This window comes from Marinomonas algarum (assembly GCF_020532605.1).
GTDB classification, from domain to species: Bacteria; Pseudomonadota; Gammaproteobacteria; order Pseudomonadales; family Marinomonadaceae; genus Marinomonas; species Marinomonas algarum.
Map to the genome: position 1 here is coordinate 34009 of NZ_JAJATW010000013.1, position 18511 is coordinate 52519.

The 18511-nt window shown below is 44.7% G+C and carries 18 protein-coding genes; 14 read left to right on the plus strand and 4 right to left on the minus strand.

Annotation, left to right across the window (positions count from 1 at the left end; all coding sequences use genetic code 11):
• Positions 1 to 19 precede the first annotated feature (19 nt).
• Together LG368_RS09740 and LG368_RS09745 are read left to right on the plus strand one after the other, a co-directional pair.
• On the plus strand, positions 20 to 2041 hold the full coding sequence (locus tag LG368_RS09740) for a TonB-dependent copper receptor (RefSeq protein WP_226754535.1): 2022 nt from the start codon (positions 20 to 22) through the stop codon (positions 2039 to 2041).
• Between the two features lie 181 nt (positions 2042 to 2222).
• Complete coding sequence (locus LG368_RS09745) at positions 2223 to 3320, plus strand: methyl-accepting chemotaxis protein (protein WP_226754536.1); 1098 nt, start codon at positions 2223 to 2225, stop codon at positions 3318 to 3320.
• Positions 3321 to 3374: 54 nt separating this feature from the next.
• Here the strand turns inward: LG368_RS09745 and LG368_RS09750 are convergent, their stop codons facing one another.
• The 3 genes from LG368_RS09750 to LG368_RS09760 form a co-directional block, all read right to left on the minus strand.
• The gene (locus tag LG368_RS09750; RefSeq protein WP_226754537.1) at positions 3375 to 3968 is read right to left on the minus strand and encodes an OmpA family protein; all 594 of its coding nucleotides are present in this window, start codon (positions 3966 to 3968) and stop codon (positions 3375 to 3377) included.
• Positions 3969 to 4131: 163 nt separating this feature from the next.
• On the minus strand, positions 4132 to 4554 hold the full coding sequence (locus LG368_RS09755) for a VOC family protein (protein WP_226754538.1): 423 nt from the start codon (positions 4552 to 4554) through the stop codon (positions 4132 to 4134).
• A 96-nt stretch (positions 4555 to 4650) separates the two neighbouring features.
• A complete protein-coding gene (locus LG368_RS09760; protein ID WP_338086317.1) occupies positions 4651 to 4968 on the minus strand; it encodes a hypothetical protein in 318 nt (105 codons plus the stop codon).
• 90 nt (positions 4969 to 5058) lie between these two features.
• Here LG368_RS09760 and LG368_RS09765 point away from each other — a divergent pair, with 90 nt between their 5' ends.
• From LG368_RS09765 to LG368_RS09775, 3 genes are all read left to right on the plus strand, one after another.
• Complete coding sequence (locus LG368_RS09765; RefSeq protein WP_226754540.1) at positions 5059 to 6087, plus strand: nucleoid-associated protein; 1029 nt, start codon at positions 5059 to 5061, stop codon at positions 6085 to 6087.
• A 71-nt stretch (positions 6088 to 6158) separates the two neighbouring features.
• Positions 6159 to 6641 (plus strand): DUF2947 family protein, encoded by a 483-nt coding sequence (locus tag LG368_RS09770; protein ID WP_226754541.1) that lies wholly within the window; start codon positions 6159 to 6161, stop codon positions 6639 to 6641.
• 299 nt (positions 6642 to 6940) lie between these two features.
• Positions 6941 to 7705 (plus strand): DUF1499 domain-containing protein, encoded by a 765-nt coding sequence (locus LG368_RS09775; RefSeq protein WP_226754542.1) that lies wholly within the window; start codon positions 6941 to 6943, stop codon positions 7703 to 7705.
• On the opposite strand, the gene radD is transcribed toward LG368_RS09775, so the two are convergent.
• On the minus strand, positions 7689 to 9449 hold the full coding sequence (gene radD / locus LG368_RS09780; RefSeq protein ID WP_226754543.1) for a DNA repair helicase RadD: 1761 nt from the start codon (positions 9447 to 9449) through the stop codon (positions 7689 to 7691). The two genes, LG368_RS09775 and radD, sit on opposite strands and share 17 nt — an antisense overlap.
• A gap of 4 nt (positions 9450 to 9453) precedes the next feature.
• On the opposite strand from radD, the gene LG368_RS09785 reads away from it, so the two are divergent.
• From LG368_RS09785 to LG368_RS09825, 9 genes are all read left to right on the plus strand, one after another.
• Positions 9454 to 10239 (plus strand): 2OG-Fe(II) oxygenase, encoded by a 786-nt coding sequence (locus LG368_RS09785; protein WP_226754544.1) that lies wholly within the window; start codon positions 9454 to 9456, stop codon positions 10237 to 10239.
• Between the two features lie 140 nt (positions 10240 to 10379).
• Positions 10380 to 11375, plus strand: coding sequence for an oxygen-dependent tRNA uridine(34) hydroxylase TrhO (gene trhO, locus LG368_RS09790; protein ID WP_226754545.1), 996 nt, complete (start codon positions 10380 to 10382; stop codon positions 11373 to 11375).
• A gap of 220 nt (positions 11376 to 11595) precedes the next feature.
• The gene (gene dnaX, locus LG368_RS09795) at positions 11596 to 13704 is read left to right on the plus strand and encodes a DNA polymerase III subunit gamma/tau (RefSeq protein ID WP_226754546.1); all 2109 of its coding nucleotides are present in this window, start codon (positions 11596 to 11598) and stop codon (positions 13702 to 13704) included.
• Positions 13705 to 13720: 16 nt separating this feature from the next.
• Positions 13721 to 14047: a YbaB/EbfC family nucleoid-associated protein gene (locus LG368_RS09800; protein WP_226754547.1), complete on the plus strand. Its 327-nt coding sequence runs from the start codon at positions 13721 to 13723 to the stop codon at positions 14045 to 14047.
• A 9-nt stretch (positions 14048 to 14056) separates the two neighbouring features.
• Positions 14057 to 14650, plus strand: a complete 594-nt coding sequence (gene recR / locus LG368_RS09805; RefSeq protein ID WP_226754548.1) for a recombination mediator RecR — start codon at positions 14057 to 14059, stop codon at positions 14648 to 14650.
• 1 nt (position 14651) lies between these two features.
• Positions 14652 to 15794: a ribonuclease D gene (gene rnd, locus LG368_RS09810; RefSeq protein ID WP_226754549.1), complete on the plus strand. Its 1143-nt coding sequence runs from the start codon at positions 14652 to 14654 to the stop codon at positions 15792 to 15794.
• Positions 15795 to 15821: 27 nt separating this feature from the next.
• Positions 15822 to 16115: a YcgL domain-containing protein gene (locus tag LG368_RS09815; protein ID WP_226754550.1), complete on the plus strand. Its 294-nt coding sequence runs from the start codon at positions 15822 to 15824 to the stop codon at positions 16113 to 16115.
• 2 nt (positions 16116 to 16117) lie between these two features.
• On the plus strand, positions 16118 to 16600 hold the full coding sequence (locus LG368_RS09820) for a YcgN family cysteine cluster protein (RefSeq protein WP_226754551.1): 483 nt from the start codon (positions 16118 to 16120) through the stop codon (positions 16598 to 16600).
• Between the two features lie 50 nt (positions 16601 to 16650).
• Positions 16651 to 18489, plus strand: a complete 1839-nt coding sequence (locus LG368_RS09825) for a VWA domain-containing protein (protein WP_226754552.1) — start codon at positions 16651 to 16653, stop codon at positions 18487 to 18489.
• Positions 18490 to 18511 lie beyond the last annotated feature (22 nt).

Here is an 18511-nt window from a genome sequence, read left to right on the forward strand (position 1 = left end):
TTAAGTAGAGAATAATTTTATGTCTAATTTTGTACGTAAGGCGTTTACTCAGCCAGAAAGAAATTCAACTCGTCTAGCAAAATATGCTTTATCGCCGATTGCTGTATCAGTTGCTTTGTTCGGTCAGAGTTTGTACGCAAATACTGAACTGTCAGAATTCACCGCGAACGCTATTGTCGTTACAGCGCCTGAACAAGACACCCCCATTCAAACCAAGGTTAACTTGACCGAAACAGCGGCCATTGAGTCGGCCACTGACGGTGCAGCGGCCCTGAAACAAATTCCAGGCTTTTCCTCGGTCGGTAACGGGGGGGTGAATGGCGACCCAACGTTCCGTGGCATGTTTGGTTCCCGTTTGGTCATTCTTACGGACGGCGCTCAAATGTTGGGGGCTTGTCCTAACCGAATGGATAACCCGACTTCTTACATTAACCCTACGGCCTATGATGAAGTGGAGATTGTAAAAGGACCACAAACCGTTCTTTGGGGGCCCGGTAGTTCTGCTGCGACGGTCCGTTTTGAGCGCAAAGAGGAAGATTTTTCGAAGCAAAATTCTCGTTTTGAAGCCAGTGCCATGGTGGGCAGTAATAACCGTTTTGACCGAGCGTTAGAAGGTGCTGTAGGTAACTCAACGGGGTATGTTCGTGTGGGAGCGAACAAAGCGGAGTCAGACAGTTACGAAGATGGTAATGGTGATGAAGTCGCTTCTTCATGGGAGAAATGGAATACCAATTTTGCGCTCGGTCTTACGCCAGACGAAGATACCTTAATCGAACTTGAAGTGGGGCGTGGTGATGGTTTCGCCGAGTACGCTGGACGTGCGGTTGACGGTTCTAAATTCTTACGGGAAACTGCGGCTCTGCGTTTTGAAAAGAAAAACATGTCACAAAACTGGAGCAAGATCGAAGCTCAGCTTAATTATGGCTATGCCGATCATGTAATGGACAACACGACTTTGCGTACCCGAAGCAGTGGTACTAAAGTGAGAAATATGCAGGTTGACCGTAGAACGACCGGTGGTCGTGTGGCCTCGACATTTGATTGGGACACAAAAAGTCTTGTTGCTGGGCTAGATGCAAAGCAAGAAGTGCATAGAAAAAATGGTACTGAAGACTACTCGCAAGAGCAGGTGGGCGTGTTCTCTGAGCTAACATTATTTATGGATAATGATGACAGAGTGGTTTCTGGCTTACGCCTTGATCATATCAGTGCAACAGATGAAACTGCTACGAGTAAGACTGCAGGTGACACTCGTAAGGATACCTTGATCAGCGGCTTCTCTCGTTTCGAAAGAGACCTTAGTTCTATGTCAGCAACCAGTTACATAGGTTTGGGTTACACAGAACGCTTTCCTGATTATTGGGAAATTAGGCCAACATTAGCAACGATGGATTCCGGTCAAGCCTTTAGTGATATTAACCCAGAGAAAACTTTACAGCTGGACGCAGGTCTAAACTATAAGCGTGATAATGTGAGCTGGTGGGTTTCTGGTTACATGGGGGTTATACAAGACTATATTATTTTTGGTGATCCACAGAAATTCACAAATAATGTAACCAGTGCTGGCAATGTAGACGCTCATATAGCCGGTGCAGAAACCGGTGCACGTTATCAAGTAACTCCAAATTGGAGCACTAATGCCTCTTTAGCGTACGCCTGGGGTAAAGATTTAGATAACGATGCACCATTGCCGCAGATTTCTCCACTGGAAGCTAAACTGGGTTTGACTTATGAAAATGAAGATTGGACAACGAGTGCTGTGCTGAGAATGGTGGCGGCGCAAAACCGTATATCTGAAAATAAGGGTAATGCAGTTGGGGTAGATTTCGGCGAATCTGCTGGATTCACAACGATGGATATCAATACCGAATACCGTTATACCGAAAACGTTAAATTCCGAGCCGGTATCGATAACCTCACGGATAAGGCTTATGCCGAACATTTAAACAAAGCGGGTAATTCTGACTTCAGCTACCCAACTGATGAAGCGTTCAACCAGGCTGGGCGCATCATCTGGGCTGGTGTAAATGTGGCGTTTTAACCGTTAAGAGAAACAACATTTGTTCCTCCTGAAGGACTCGTAAAAGCCAGCATTCAACGCTGGCTTTTCTTTACATACTAGTGATATAACTCAATTTTATTGATGCTAATTCGTACATTTAATCTTGATATTGTTATGCTGTAGTCATGACAAAAATAATGCAGGTTAATTAGGAGAAGGTATGTTTTTTCGCTCATCATTGGAAAAGCAGATTAACGCGCTAAGGAAAGAGTTAGAAGAAGAGCGTAAATCGAATCAAAAGCTTGTTGATAATTTAAAAGAAGAGCTTACTGAGACAAAAGCCAGTATGCGACTCATGGCAAGCAGTGCTCAGGCAAAAGAGGAGATTCTCTCTTACTATTTGCGAGGTGGGGATATGCTGGATGCTATTCGAAAAGGCTTGGCTGAAAGCGCTCAAGAGCTCATTGACGAGCGTAAATCCTTAAAAGAACTCAATGTTATGTTTGATCAGACTCATCAAGCCTTAACAAAATTGGGGGAGAGAGCAGAAACGATCAATGACCAAGCTTCGTCAAGTATGACAGCAGCGACTGTCCTAGATGAAACAGCGACGAGTATCAGTCAACTTGTGTCAACGATTCAAGAAATTTCAAATCAAACGAACTTGCTTGCGCTTAATGCTGCTATAGAAGCAGCAAGAGCGGGGACTGCAGGTAGAGGGTTTGCTGTTGTCGCCGACGAAGTACGATCTTTAGCCAGTAAAACACACATTGCCAGTGAGCAGGTAGAGAGCTTAGTCAACCAAGTTATTGAGCAAACGAGCAAGATAAAGGGGATGGTTGATAAAAGTCAATCCAGTGCTATGGACGTCTCGTCTTCTTCGACGCAGATTGATCATGTCGTTGATAGTGTGATTGAACGCTCTGATCACATGCAGAAAGTCATTGGCATGGCCGCAACGTATTCTTTCCTAAACACGGTTAAATTAGACCATGCAGTATGGAAAAACGATGTGTATGAGAAGATAGATCAACGATCCTTTGCAGAAAAAGTGAACTCACATTCAGAGTGTCGGTTGGGTAAATGGTATTACGAAGGATACGGCAGTCAGCATTACGCTAACTCTCATCATTTTAAAGCAATCGAGTCTCCACACAAAACTGTGCATGATGCAGGTCGTGCTGCTCTGCAGGCGGCAGAGTCAGACAATATTGTCGAAATGATGAAACATCTTGATATGATGGAAACAGCCAGTGTTGAAGTTGTTGTAAGAATCGATGACTTAATTGAAGAAATTCAAAGTAAACAGTCAAAGTAGATAATAAGTCTATTTGATAAGCCACAGTAGAGAATGACACTGTGGCTTATTTTTTTAACGACGATTAAGAGCAGTACTCGTATTAGCCTGATTTTTGGCTTCATCCACGCTATAGACAGTCCAGCGTTTATTTTCAAACTGCTGTCTGGCAAACACTTCTGCGACAACGCGTCGATTCATTTCTTTTCCTTCAGGCGTTTCGTTGTCCGAAATTGGGCGGCTCTCACCGTAACCAATACCTTTCACTCTGCCCGAGGCAATTCTGAAACTGTCTACTAAGACATTGGATATGGCAGAAGCGCGTCGTTGAGATAAGTCTAAATTCATGTCAGCTGAACCATCGTTATCTGTATGGCCTTCAATGACGACAGTGCTATTTGGGTTAGCCTTTAAAAAATCAGCTAATTCTTTGAGTTCACTGTAATAGCGAGGCTGGATGTCAGCCTTGCCAGAATCAAACAATACATTTAATTCAACAGACAAAAGCTTAGTGCTTTGATTGGAGCAACCTTGATTGTCTACAGCGGCTCCAACAGGGGTGTCAGCACATAGGTCCCTAGCATCAATAACACCGTCTTTGTCCGCATCAAACAAGCGTACTTGGACGTTAGATGCATACAAACTTTCAGCCGCTTGAGCTGTTGCCATTAAGAATAGAACACTTATAAAGCTAAGAACCTTAAAGAGTGGTTTCATGATGACTGCGTGACCTCTGCCTTGATATTGACTTATAGGTTAAGAAGAATCACTCAAAAAAGCTATCAGCTTTTTGTAAACTTGTTTAATTTATCGGTCTTTTTGTAATTTTATGTTACCAAGAGCCTGTATTTTCCATTGATAGCCAGGGTTCTTTCCCTTCAAGGGCGTCGCCTTTTTGCAATAACTCAATAGAAATATTATTAGGATCTTTTATAAAAGCCATATGACCATCGCGAGGTGGGCGCAGAATTGTGACACCGATGGCTTGAAGTTGTTCGCATGCCTGATAGATGTTGTCCACCTCGAACGCGAGATGGCCAAATTGATCTCCACCTTCGTATGAGCGGTCACTCCAGTTGTGTGTCAACTCAACTTCTGGCTCGCCCTCTTTTGTTGCGTAATAGATTAACGAAAACTGGCCTTTTTCACTGTCCATGCGTCGAGTTTGAATCAGCCCTAAACCTTCAGTGTAAAAGTGATGGCTTTCTTCGGGCTTATCCGTTCTGATCATGGCATGTAGGTATCGAATAGACATCTAAAATCCTTAAAGTAAATCGATTTATGTGGATGGTATTTGTACATTAACACAAGCTAAGTTCAACACAGGGATCATTAGATTCTTTTTATCTGCTTATTCTTCCCATACCCAACGCAGCGGCTCACCAAAATCATCGTAAACGACTTTTTTCTTAGGCTTTTTAGGTTTTGCTGTTTGAACAGCGGTTTTACTATGTTTACGTTGATGGATGGCGGCAACCACATGGTTCAGCGGTGTTCTGTCTTGTTTAGGCTCACTAAAGCCCACATGACTCGTGTTATACTTGCCGTCAATTAAACCGGATTCTCCCATGTCGACTTGCTGGATCGAGCCATTTTTTTTGATAAATTGATCTACCAAAGATTCTAGCTCTTTTCGAGTCTCTCTCTTTGTTGTTTTAGGTTTTATCATAATGTTAAATGCGAACAAGATTTTATTGTTAGTTGATGGTGGGTTAAAAAATAACCATTAATCATTCATAGTAAACGCAAGAGGTGGCTGGTGTCTATTCGCAACTTAATAGTACATGAGGTTCAAAAACAAGAAGGCGAGCGTAAAGCCATTTTAATTGCACGCCCTAATGAAAACCCTGTTGATGATCAGGCTGAGACGCTGTCGGCACAGGTAACGAATTTATTTAACCGCTCTGGTATGAGCACAGGGCGTTTTGCTAATCCTCAGGGCAGTCAAGAAGGGGCACAGCTTCCTGTGCTTTTAACGAAATACTTTGACAACGATCACTTTACCGATTTTGCACAATTTTCCAAAGAATGCGCTGCGAACTATTTAACGTATTTAGAGGGAGTTGAAGAAGCGGCTGGTGGCCTTCTTTGGTTCAACCATTATGAACTTCACGGTACGCATTTTTTATACATCGTGATGTTGAAGCGCAAAGAAGGTATAGGCCTTGGTGCGGATTTAAGTTTGTCGCAGATAAAACAAATCGAGATGGAAAAGTTGCATATGTCACTGCGGATCAACTTGTCAGCATGGCAAAGTGGTGACGAAGGACGATATATTGCTTTTCGATTTGGTCGTGCGCCCAAGATTGAAAGCGACTATTTCACTCAATTTATTGGCTGTGACGAACCCAAAGTGGCGGCGAAGGAAACGCGTAAGTTAGTGGATCTAACAACCGCTTTCTGTCAGTCTGAAGCGATACCCGTGAAGCAGGCAAATGAGTTTAAGAAGGTGGTGTCTGAGCAATGCCAAGCGAAAGCGGAAGAGCGAGAGCCGCTTGCCATAAAAGACATTGCAGATCACGTTGCGTCTAGCTTTTCGGTTGAACAGGCTAATAAATTTCTAGAGATCGCAGACTCTGATCACTTTAAAATGGAAAAAGAAATCTTTGTTGAAAAAGCTGCATTAAAAAAGCTGACTCGACTGTCTGGCAGCTCCCGTGCTTTAACTATGAGCTTTGACAGCGATTTGTTAGGTGAGTCGATAGCGTTCGATCCAGATACCGGCACCTTGCTCATTAAAGAAATACCAAAAAGCTTATTGAAGCAACTTCAGTCTTTGTCTAAGTAATAGGCACTGGTTTAAGGTTTTAAAGCGTTTGTTTTACTCATTTTGGCCAGCTAGCCTATTAAGGAGAGGATTTGTACCAGTCAATAGAGACTTTTTCAAAGCGTTGGATATTTAAACGGGAAGATCCCAAGGTTGACGCTGAGGACTTTGCTCAGATACATCTGTTAACCGAGTCTGCTGCCGAGCAAATTTGGCGTGACTATATAAGCGTTGATCAGCTGCACCCAGATCACTTCACAATCCAAGATTGGCCTAAAAAAGAGGCTGCTCAGGTGATAGAAGGGAAATTATCGTGGGAAAAAGCGTGGGACAGTAGCGAAAGTAACTTGCCTGATGGCTTTTTAGCGCATTTTGAGACGTGGGGCGACGATACTAAGGTGTATTTTTGCTGTCATAGCGGGCTGGTGTTTGAGGTCACTTGGGGAGTGTTTAAGCGAACCTGGAAGGCGTTTTTGTTTTTAGATAATGGCCCGGTTTTAGTGGGTAGAAAGAAGAAGCAAGCGGCTCAATTTCATTCAAGTGGTTGGGCAAATTTGCTATATAGAGTGTTTTAGTCTAATGACATCTATTTTAGATGACGAATTTAATGCATTCAGAATACGAAGTAAGTGGTGTTCGTGCTGTTCTTTATAAATTGAATGTCGTGTAAAAGAGGGTGTTTTAAGAGGGCTTTGCTGGCTGAGAAATGTGTTGTTTTGTTAGCAAAGTCCACTATTTTGTCGTCTTTATAGGGATAAGTTTACAGAAAATATGCAAATACAAAGGAATGCAAACATTCCAAGCTGTTGCTTCTGTTCGTTTTTCTCAAGTCGCGATAAGGTGTGAGATATTATTTTTCCATTATGAGTTTTCTATGAGTCGTTATATCTCTCCGGTTTTATACATCTTGCTTATGTTGGTTGGGTGTATGGCGTTCATTTCTATTGCCGGTGTGCGAGTTGGGCTTTTTGAACCTTCCACAGGTTTTTCTTTACTGCGTAAAAGTGTTTTTGCTTCTCTATTTTTGTCTGTGTTGGCAGCGATCTCCCTACGAATGTGTTTTAAGGAAGAAAATCCAGCGTATAAACGATTCTTTTCTTTAGTGCTTATTGTGTCGGTTGTTTACAGTTTAATGTGGATAGGCTTTTATGTTCAGCGTATTAATCTGCCAAGCATCAGCGATATCACAACGGATACTAAGCAACCTCCCGCGTACTTAAATGTCAATTTTATTCGAAAATCTCAGGAAAATGACCTTTACTACAATCCTGAATGGGCACCTATTCAAAAAGCGCATTACCCTAACGTTAAGCCGCTGTTTTCTACCAAGGAAAAATCTGAGGTCTATCAGTTTGCTGAGAAACTCGTTCAAGACCGAGGCTGGGAAATCGTTGCTCGATATTCGGCGGCAGGTATTATTGAAGCGACCGCTCGTACACCCATTTTTGGTTTTCGTGATGATGTTGTTATTCGTTTGATTAATGTTGATGGTGACCGTGTCAAAGTGGATATGCGCTCATGTTCAAGAGTAGGGCGTGGCGATTTTGGGGTGAATGCACAGCGTATAGAGTCTTTTATGGGAGACTTGTCGGCTGCACTTACACGTTCAGAAATGCCTAATATTACTTCTGTTCGTTAGCCTTTCGAAAAGGGCCTTCATAGTCAAACAAACGTTCCGTCACCTGCCAGTGTTGTTTTTGCTTCTTTGCAATAACAAAATCTGGGGAAGGTAAATAATCCACAAAACGAGTAATGTCTTCTACGCTGTCAAACTCTATCGGTTGGCTTCCATTGGCCAGTCTTTTGCCGAAGTTATGGTTAAAAGATTGTCGAGATTTTTTATAGTGAAAGCGAAAAGTTTCGGATAAAGTCAGTCCATCTTCATCATGATAGGTGACTTTGACGGTTTTGTTGGTTGCGTCAATGTGTGTTGCTATGCCAGAACAACGTAGAACCTTGTTGTTTTTTAAATTTAGTGCGCTTCTCAATAAATCATCAGGGTCGATCAATTTTTCGGCACATTGTTGGCACTGTCTAGCCGCAATGTCATTTTCTGCATTGCAATGCGGGCATCGTTTAAAGCGAAAGCGATGTTCACATTGAATTTGCTCACCCTCTTCTGTGTCAACCAGTCCATGGCAGCGCCGCCCAAAGTGCTCAATGACCTTATTATCACTGTCTTTTCGACCCCAAAACGTATTAGCAAAATCACAAATAGGACAGTGTACTTGGACAGCAACCGAGTCTTGTGTAGGGCGCTTTTCTCCTATTTCAGGTTGAAATATATTGTAGCCATTATTGGTGTAATCCAAAATTAAGCAGTCTTTTTTTCCTGGGCTAAGGCGTAACCCACGACCGACAATTTGTTGAAACAAGCTGATGGACTGGGTTGGACGCAATATGGCGATAACGTCTACATGGGGGGCGTCAAAGCCGGTTGTGAGTACGGATACATTGACTAAAAACTTAAGGTGCTTGGCCTTAAACGCAAGGATCAGTTTGTCGCGTTGTGGCAGAGAGGTGTTGCCGGTTATCAATGCCGTTTGTTCAGCCGGTAAATAGCCGACAATTTCTTCTGCATGATCGATTGATGCCGCAAAGATCATCACTCCCTGACGATGTTCACTGAGTTGCAGAATTTGCTCAGTGACGGCTTTGGTGACTCTTGGGTGTTTGTGAATCAGTTCATTTAATGCAATGTCGTCGGTGTCTTGTTCGCCATCTAGGCTCTCTGTGAGCAAGCTAAAATCGTAGTGAGCAATGGCGGCATCATAGTGAATGGGCGGTGTTAAATAGCCTTTTTTTACCATGTGCTGTAACGGCAGTTCAAAAATACAATGTTTGAAAAAACTTTGCTGGCAGGGTCTTGTGTAGCCATGGTGGTGATGTTGATAGATCCATCCAGTACCTAAACGGTAAGGTGTGGCGGTTAACCCTAAAATTTTTACGCTAGGGTTCAGACGACGAAAGTGCTCAATAGCGCTGTGGTATTGGCCGTTGCTTTCCATTGCAACACGGTGGCATTCATCAATAATGATTAAGCTGGCTGGCTTGGTGAAAGCGTCTAAATTTGCTGACAAAGATTGGATACTGGCAAAAACCGTTTTGGCTTGGCTGTTTTTCTCATTTAATCCCGCTGAATAAATGCCGGCAGTCGCCCCGGTGGCTAAGAATTTCGCATGATTCTGTTCGACCAGTTCTTTGACATGGGCGAGGCAAAGAACGCGACCGCGCGCAAGTCGACTCAGTTCTGCAATCACCAAGCTTTTGCCTGCACCAGTAGGAAGAACAATGACCGCAGGGTCATGGCTATGGCGAAAGTGGTTGAGAGCGGCGTCAACCGCTTGGTGCTGGTAGTCTCTTAACTGGAATGTCTGGTTCATTGTGATGATGATTTCAAATCTTAGTGTGTCAGTGGCTTGGCTACAGTATGATGGCGCCTTAGGCGATTTTGCCTTTTTAACGGTGATTAATCCATCCATGTCTACTGATGCTACCTTATCTGGCTTACTTCATATTGAAAACACCATTCCCGCGTTTAGTCGCCTTGAACCGTTTGCGAACTTATTGCAAGACTTACAAACCAAAGGGTGGAGTGTTCAAGACGATTTCTTCTCAACCGACTTTACTCAAGCGCTTGTTAATGAGGTTGAAGGTGTCCGCAGTGTTGACATGCTCCAAGCCGGTGTGGGTCGTAAGCAGGATCATCAAATTGTTTTAGAAGCCCGTCGAGACTACATTCAATGGATTGACCCTAACACAGTGATTCGCACTGACTTTTTAGCGACCATGGAGGCGTTACGGGTGGCATTGAACAGTCAATTGTTTTTGGGCTTGTTTGATTATGAGGCGCATTTTGCTCGCTATGAAGAAGGGGCGTTCTATGAAAAGCATTTAGATGCGTTTAAGGGGCAGAGTACACGTATTCTTTCCACTATTTTGTATCTCAATGAAGACTGGCAAGACGGTGAAGGGGGAGAGTTGGTGATCTATGATGAAAAGAATCCAAGCATCGAAATCGGACGCTTTTTTCCAAAAAAAGGTCGTATGGCGGTTTTCCTGAGCGAATGCTTTTACCATGAGGTCATTGTGTCTAGGCGCACGCGTCACAGCATTGCAGGTTGGTTTAGAGTGAATAATACGACTGGGGCGGTGCTTGATCCAGATCAATAAATTGCTGTGTTTTCTGGCTGGTTCACAGCGCGGTTCATTTTTTTAAACCGACGTTCTCGAAAAAAGCAGGGTTAATCTCTATAATGCGCGCCTAAATTAATTGCTCTGGTTTTACGTTCCAGATCGCATAGGAGAAAAGAATGTCTAAAGTTGTTGTTTGTGCTTTGTATAAGTTTGTTGAGCTACCGCATTTTGAAGCGCTAAGAGAGCCTTTATTAAACACATTGGAGACCCATGGTATTCGCGGCACCTTACTGTTGGCCAGTGAGGGCATTAACGGCACCGTTGCTGGGTCGCGAGAAAGCATTGATGCATTACTCGCTTGGCTGGATCAACAACCTGGTCTTGAGAATATTGGTTACAAAGAGTCTTACGATGAAGATATGCCGTTTTATCGTACTAAGGTGAAGTTGAAAAAAGAGATTGTCACCATGGGCGTTGAGGGGATTGATCCAAAGCGTTCTGTAGGGACTTATGTCAAACCGCAGGATTGGAATGCGCTGATTTCTGATCCAGATGTCATGCTGGTGGACACACGTAATGACTACGAAGTGCAAATTGGTACGTTTAAAAATGCGGTTAACCCCAAAACGGATACTTTTCGTCAATTTCCTGGTTATGTAAAAGAAAACATGGATCCTGCGAAGCAGAAAAAAGTGGCCATGTTTTGCACCGGTGGCATTCGTTGCGAAAAGTCTACGGCGTACATGCTTGAGCAGGGTTTTGATGAGGTGTATCACTTGGAAGGTGGTATTTTAAAATACCTCGAAGAAGTGCCAAAAGAAGAGACTATGTGGGAAGGCGAATGCTTTGTTTTTGATAACCGCGTCTCAGTTAATCATGATCTAGAAAAAGGTGAGTATGACCAGTGCCATGCTTGTCGTATGCCGATCACCGAAGAAGAGAAGCAAAGCGAGCACTATGTTCAAGGTGTGAGCTGTGTGCATTGTATTGATAAATTTACGGATGAACAGCGTCAGCGCTTTATAGAGCGTGAGCGCCAAGTTCAGCTTGCTCGCTCTCGTGGCGAAGAGCATATTGGCGCAGAAGTGTCGGATGCTGTCGAAAAACATCGTATGGAAAAAGCACAAGAGAAAGAGCGTCAACGTTTGATCCGCGAAGCAAAAGCCAGCTAATATTTATTTATTTACTTATCTATCTCCTCAGCGCTGTCTTGTGATTGGGTGCGCTGAGGAAATTGTTCTAAAAGTAAGCAATTGATTCCCATCATAAAAGCCGTTGTAGGTTTTTTACAGTTTCGTTCCAATACCGAGTGCTTCATCGCGTCAGAATGGTTTCGAAATGTCTCTTACTGCCGTACAATGAAAAACCGCTTTTCACTAGCCAGTATCCATCATGAGTTATCAAGTTTTAGCACGCAAATGGCGCCCACAGACCTTCCTTGAAATGGCTGGGCAAGATCATGTCCTTCAGGCCTTGGTTAATGCCTTACGTCAACAGCGTTTGCATCATGCCTATTTGTTCACGGGAACAAGGGGTGTGGGCAAAACGACCATTGCGCGTATTTTTGCTAAATGCTTAAACTGCGAAACCAATGGTATTTCGCCAGAACCTTGTGGAACATGCGACAGTTGCCGCGAGATTGCTGAAGGACGATTTGTCGACTTAATTGAAGTGGATGCGGCATCAAGAACCAAGGTAGAAGACACGCGAGAGTTATTGGAAAACGTGCAATACGCTCCTACTCGTGGCCGCTTTAAAGTCTATCTAATAGACGAAGTGCACATGCTGTCTACCCATTCTTTTAATGCGTTATTGAAAACACTGGAAGAGCCGCCGGCCCATGTTAAATTTTTGCTGGCGACGACTGATCCTCAAAAACTTCCTGTTACCGTATTATCTCGTTGTTTGCAGTTTAATCTAAAAAATATGTCACCTCAGCGTGTGGTGGACTATTTACAAACTGTATTAAAGACTGAACAGGTCAGTTTTGACCAACCCGCACTTTGGCAGATAGGTCAAGCCGCTAACGGCAGTATGCGGGACGCGTTGAGTCTCACAGATCAGGCCATTGCGTTTGGCAATGGCACGATCTCTGAATCCGGTGTAACGGCCATGCTCGGGTTGGTGAATCAATCGCAAGTGTTGGATCTACTAGAGTCAGTTGTGGCAAAAAACGCAGCAGAAGTTCTGTCTCGTATAGAATCGCTTGCTGATTATCAGCCTGATTATGCCGCAATTTGTGGCAGCCTATTAGATGTATTGCATCGTGTTGCCATTGAGCAGCAGGTGCCCGGTGCGTTAGTTGACCAGCTAGGTGATTTGTCACGTATTCAGGCAATGGCAGCGAGCATTCACCCTGAAGAAGTTCAGGTGATGTATCAAAGTTTATTAATCGGACGCCGTGATTTGCCTTTGTCGCACTCTGCTCGTGCGGGCTTCGAAATGCTGATGCTTAGATTGATCGCATTTCGTCCCACGCCACCGATGACAGTAACCAATCAAGAGGCAGAACCTCGCGTAGAAGCAGAAAAAAAAACGGTTGAGCCAGAGACGACACCCACTCTAACCGCTCCCGTTTCAGTGTCTGCTCCAGACCCCGAGATAATTCCACCCCCAGTTCCTGCGGCGGAGCCGTCTGTCTCGCCTGTGGCAGAATCGACTCCTATGTCTCAGATCGAGGACGCTGACACGCATGATGCAGCTGACGCGCGCGATGCAGCCGACGCGATGGAATCAAAGGCAAGTGAGCGACCTCCTTGGGAAGATGCCCCCATTGAAAGTCGCCAGCCTGATACCCATATATCAGAGTCTCCTGTTGTCAATGCTTCCCCTTTGGTTGATAACAGTATTGACGAAGCCGACGATGAAGACGTGGACGAAGAGGAGGCTGAGGAGCAAGCGATTGCTGAGGTGTCGAACCCTTTTAATCCTGCCGCTGACCTTGTTAATGCTCTAGGGTCAACGACAGAGAGTGCTTTATCTGAATCTTATCAGGACTCGGAAGAGGTGACTCAGAACCAAAGCGTTATTGAATCTCGCTTATCAAAAGTGCCGGATACCGTGGCTCAGCCTGCACTGGGTATGGCTATGCCGAATCTGACGCACTTTAGAGAGTTGACCATGCAGCATTGGTGGCTGGTGGCGCCAAGATTGGGTTTGACAGGGCTAGTACAAAATATAGTGATGAACTCCAGCTTGGTGGACGCAAGCGATCAAGGCATTCGTTTACAGGTACCGTTAGAATACGGGCACATGCTGAATCAAACCCGTTATGAGCAAATTCAAAGTGTGTTGAGCGATTTCTTCGCCGTCGCGGTGCCGTTGATTATTGATACGGTTGAAGATACTAGCGGCGTGACTGCAGAAGAATTTGCCGCAAGCAAGCGAGCTGAAGCGTTGCAAGTGGCCATACAACATTTAAATTCCCATCCGGTTGTGCAGGCCTTATCGACGACGATGGGCGCACAATTGGTTTATGATACAGTTAAAGTTAAAGCTTAATTTGGAGAGTAAAGATATGTTTAAAGGTGGAATGGGTAACATGATGCGCCAAGCGCAGCAGATGCAGGAAAACGTGCAAAAAGCCCAAGAAGAAGTTGCGAATATGGAAGTGGAAGGCCAGTCAGGTGCAGGTCTGGTAAAAATTTTGATGACAGGCCGTCATGATGTGAAGCGTGTTTCGATTGACGATTCACTGGTAGGCGATGACAAAGAAATGCTCGAAGACTTGGTCGCCGCTGCAATTAACGATGCGGTGCGCAATATCGAAGTAAGCCAAAAAGAAAAAATGGCGGAAGCAACGGCAGGTATGTCTTTACCACCTGGCTTTAAAATGCCGTTCTAGGAGTTAATCTTGTTTAGTCCCTTAATTAAAGAGCTAATAGAATCATTGCGTTGTTTACCCGGTGTAGGGCCAAGATCTGCTCAAAAAATGGCCTTGTATTTGTTAGAACGCGATTATCAAGGGGCAGACAGATTGGCAAATGCACTGCGGGAGGCGCTTGATAAGGTTGGGCGTTGCTCCAGTTGTCGTATTTTGACAGAAGAATCAGAATGCGATATTTGCCAAGACCCTGAACGAGATGCAACGCGTTTATGTATTGTGGAAACGCCCGCGGATGTGGTGGCCATTGAATCGGCGGGCACCTTTAAAGGGCGTTACTTTGTGTTATTGGGGCATTTATCACCCATTGATGGCATAGGCCCAGAAGAACTGGGTTTAGATCGCCTAGAAGTACTTGTGCAACATAACGCAGTGGAAGAAGCGATTATTGCTACCAACTCCACGGTAGAGGGCGAGGCGACTTGTCATTATATTGCAGAAAAACTTAAAACATTGAATATCAACGTCAGTCGTATTGCCCACGGTGTCCCTATGGGAGGCGAATTGGAATACGTTGACGGCAACACTCTGGCGCTGGCGCTTGAGGGACGGAAGACACTCTAGTATGAATGATCAAGATGATGCTCTGAACATTGTATGGGTTGCGGACAATGACACTTTGGCAAGTTGGTGTGACTATTGGGCACAGCTCCCAGTCATTGCGGTCGATACGGAATTTATTCGCCGCAGTACCTATTTTCCCATTATAGGGCTGATTCAAATCAGTGAGGGCGACAAAGCGGTACTCATTGATCCATTGAACATTGATGAATGGTCTCCGTTACGTGCCCTAATGGTTAACCCTTCCGTTATGAAGGTGTTTCATGCTTGCTCAGAAGATCTGGACGTATTTGATCAGTTATTGGGGGTGTTACCGATACCCTTTTACGACACACAAATTGGCGAAGCCTACGCCAGTGCCCAATGGTCACTCAGTTATGTGAAGTTGATTCATGAGTATTTAAAAATTGAAGTGGCCAAAGACGAGACTCGTTCCGACTGGACACAGCGTCCGCTGACCGAGGCGCAACAACGTTATGCCGCGTTAGATGTGGTGTATTTGGCCAAGGTATACCCATTGCAAGTGGCGCGTTTGCAAGAAAAAGACATGCTAGATTGGGTATTGGAAGACGCAGAGTCTCTTAAGTGGCAATACCAAATGAACGCAGACCCTGAGCAGAACTGGGATGGGGTCAAAACTGCATGGCGTTTATCGCCGGCTGGCCTCACTTTGTTGCGTTTGTTGTTTATTTGGCGCGATGAGCAAGCCCGTCAAGAAAATGTCCCGAAAGGCCAAATTCTAAAAGATCGAACCCTGTGGTCGCTGAGTAAACTGATGCCAACGCATCATAAAGCGATTTCAGAGGCAGAAGAGTTAACCGGACGTCAACATCGTTTATACGGCGAGCGTATTTTAGAAAAAGTGGCCTTGGTGAATGAGTTGTCTGCTGACGAATATCAGCTGCCTCTAGAAGCACCATTACCATCGCAAGCGGGTGAGTTGACCAAACAGATTAAGTCATTTGTTAGGGAAAAAGCCAATGCTCTAAGTATTGCGCCAGAAGCCATGATGAAACGAAAATTACTCGATCCAATCGTGCGTCATTTATTCGATGGCACGGCCATTGACTGGCGTAATCCTGCTATGACAGGTTGGCGTCGCGACATCATTGTTAACCCAGTATTAGAAAAATTTAAAACATCTTAAACGACGCAACAACGTCAAGAGAGCATTATGAAGCAACACCTAATTGTTGAAGTATTTCGTTCTTCGAAACACGATGGTATGTACCTTTATGTTGAAAAGAAAATCGGTTTAAAAGACATTCCTGATGACTTGATAAAACGATTCGGTAAAGGGATCAGTGCGATGACCATGCTACTAACCAGTGAAAGTAAGCTGGCGCGTGCGAACCCAGACAGCGTGATCGCAGGCATAAAAGAAAAAGGTTTTTACTTGCAGTTACCGCCAGCAAAAGACGACTACCTACTCGACCTGTACAAAACACCGACAGAAGCCGTTTATTAATTATGATCGCTAAGCGTTATGAGCCTTTCTGGAAGACCACACCGCTAACGCAAATGACGCCGGCTGAGTGGGAGTCATTGTGTGACGGGTGTGGAAAGTGCTGTTTGCAAAAGCTACAAGACGATGAAACCGAAGAGGTTTTTTACACCAATTTGTCCTGTCAGCAACTTAATATCAACAGTTGTCAGTGCAAGGTGTACGCAACACGACAAACCAAGGTTGCTGACTGCATTACCTTAACGCCAGACAAGATTGATGACTTTCAATGGCTGCCAGATACCTGCAGTTATCGAGTGTTGCATGAAACACGTGATTTACCGAGTTGGCACCCTCTCATCGTGGGTAGCAATAAGGAAATGCTACGCCAAGGTCTGACGGTACAGCATTATGCGGTTAATGAATCCACGGTTCCTGAAGAGGAATGGGAAACTCACGTCATCAAATGGGTTCATGGGATGCCAGAACCTTATGATATGAACGAATAAGGCCTAGGTGCTGTTGATGTATGCATCGCAATTTTAAGGGATCTACCAAGATGAAAAGGTTGAAAATGAAGATTGTGTTGCTGTTAGCAGTGCTGTTCTCTGTCTGGGCTCCCTTTAGTATGGCTGACACCCAATTTCGAGTTATTGTAGACGCATCAGGCAGTATGCAGACCAGTGACCCAGACAAACTGACCTCTGAAGCCATTAATCTGTTGTCTGAGCTTGCCCCAGAGCAAACAACAACACTGGGAGTGTGGTTGTTTGGTGAAGCCCCCAGGGTATTATTACCGGAATCCGTTGTCACGGCCGACACCAGAGCAACCTTATCGCGTTCCATCAATAATTACGTTACTCAAGATGTGAAGACCGACCTTGAAGCCATACTGCGACTTTTACTCAAAACACCGGATTCCGAGAGTTTGTCGCTAGAGGTTGATCGACATTGGATTCTTGTTACAGACGGTTTTGTTGATATCAGTCTTGACGATAATGTCAATAAAGCCTCTCGTCAGCGAATTCTTCAGGAATTAACCGATGAACTGAAATTGCGCGATATTCATTTGCACACTCTTTCCATGACCAGCTATACCGACAAAGCGTTATTAAAGGCTATGTCACTGCGCACTGACGCAACTCACACCGAAGTTGCGTTGCCTATTGAACTGCTGGATACCTTATCGCTTATTGCCTCTCAAGTGATTCCTAACGATGAGTTACCCCTCGACAATAACCGTTTTTGGGTAGACGATGCGGTGACTTCTATGACGCTCATGGCGTTACATGATGTAGGAATAGAACCGGAATGGATCACACCAACAGGCCAGCAATTAGCCTTGCAAGAAAGCGATAAAATCAAGGTCGCTCGTTCTGAATATTTTACCTTGGTGACGATCTCTGATCCCGAGCAAGGTGACTGGCAGGTTCAGAATGTTGATCTTAATCGCACACGTATAACGGTAAGCAGTTCACTTGGCATACGCTCTGCACCGGTGGCAGAAGTGGTGTTTGAAAATCTTCCTATCGACACATCAGTGAGTCTATTACGCAATAACCAGCCAGTGACCGAAGCGTCGCAACTGTCTGGTGTACAGGTGACGCAGAGTCTTATCCGTCTCAACGGAGAGCGCAAAGACGTGGTTTATAATGGCGTCCTTGATCAGGTCGCGGGGCGTTTTGAAAATACGTTAGAAGGCATCCATACCACGGGCACTTATCAGCTGGTGACCGGGATCAGTGGAAAAGGCTTTTTTCGACAATCCAGCCAGTTTTTTACCGTTGCCCCGGCGATTGAGTTGAGTGGAAAGCAATCCGGCGATGATTTTGTGGTCTTTTCTGCACAGCCGACCAGCGACACATTAGACCTATTGCGCTCAGAGATTCACCTGCACTTGACTTACAATAACGGTACGAAAAGCACGGAAGTGATGCCGCTGACGCTACAAGGTCATTGGGAAAAAATCATTCCAGTGACCTCAGGTGAAAATGTACAAGTTGAAGCGGTGCTGACAGGCCAAACCGTATCAGACAAGGAAAAAATATTTGAGTACAGAGCGCCAAAATGGCGTTACCAGCGACAAGGTGCGGGTCTGCCACAAGTGTATTTGGACGGAAATGAGCAAAAAATGCCAGCGCCTAGTTCAGCGTTGTCCGTGGATAATGATGTCAATCCGGTCCAAATTTCACCGAGCTTCACCCTAGTCAGTGAAGAAGAGGCGCAGAGCGTTGAGTCAGAGAAAATAGCCGATCCATCCCTTTCAGTAAAAAAAGCACCGCTGAATGCTGAGTCAACCCCGTCGTCGCACAGTATTGGGTACAAGGTGGCCGGTGCATTTGGTGTTCTAGTCCTTCTAACCGTTGTGTTCTTTGTTTTTAGACGCCGTAAACAATAAATTCCATTAAAAAACGAGTAAA

Bases quoted from the DNA above. Each gene is read 5' to 3' on its own strand.
- trhO (WP_226754545.1), top strand. From the start codon at position 10,380: ATGTCTAAAGTTGTTGTTTGTGCTTTGTATAAGTTTGTTGAGCTACCG.
- LG368_RS09775 (WP_226754542.1), top strand. From the start codon at position 6,941: ATGAGTCGTTATATCTCTCCGGTTTTATACATCTTGCTTATGTTGGTT.
- LG368_RS09785 (WP_226754544.1), top strand. From the start codon at position 9,454: ATGATGATTTCAAATCTTAGTGTGTCAGTGGCTTGGCTACAGTATGAT.
- LG368_RS09800 (WP_226754547.1), top strand. From the start codon at position 13,721: ATGTTTAAAGGTGGAATGGGTAACATGATGCGCCAAGCGCAGCAGATG.
- LG368_RS09760 (WP_338086317.1), bottom strand. From the start codon at position 4,968: ATGATAAAACCTAAAACAACAAAGAGAGAGACTCGAAAAGAGCTAGAA.
- LG368_RS09825 (WP_226754552.1), top strand. From the start codon at position 16,651: ATGAAAAGGTTGAAAATGAAGATTGTGTTGCTGTTAGCAGTGCTGTTC.
- LG368_RS09755 (WP_226754538.1), bottom strand. From the start codon at position 4,554: ATGTCTATTCGATACCTACATGCCATGATCAGAACGGATAAGCCCGAA.
- LG368_RS09815 (WP_226754550.1), top strand. From the start codon at position 15,822: ATGAAGCAACACCTAATTGTTGAAGTATTTCGTTCTTCGAAACACGAT.
- LG368_RS09740 (WP_226754535.1), top strand. From the start codon at position 20: ATGTCTAATTTTGTACGTAAGGCGTTTACTCAGCCAGAAAGAAATTCA.
- LG368_RS09820 (WP_226754551.1), top strand. From the start codon at position 16,118: ATGATCGCTAAGCGTTATGAGCCTTTCTGGAAGACCACACCGCTAACG.
- radD (WP_226754543.1), bottom strand. From the start codon at position 9,449: ATGAACCAGACATTCCAGTTAAGAGACTACCAGCACCAAGCGGTTGAC.
- LG368_RS09750 (WP_226754537.1), bottom strand. From the start codon at position 3,968: ATGGCAACAGCTCAAGCGGCTGAAAGTTTGTATGCATCTAACGTCCAA.
- rnd (WP_226754549.1), top strand. From the start codon at position 14,652: ATGAATGATCAAGATGATGCTCTGAACATTGTATGGGTTGCGGACAAT.
- dnaX (WP_226754546.1), top strand. From the start codon at position 11,596: ATGAGTTATCAAGTTTTAGCACGCAAATGGCGCCCACAGACCTTCCTT.
- LG368_RS09745 (WP_226754536.1), top strand. From the start codon at position 2,223: ATGTTTTTTCGCTCATCATTGGAAAAGCAGATTAACGCGCTAAGGAAA.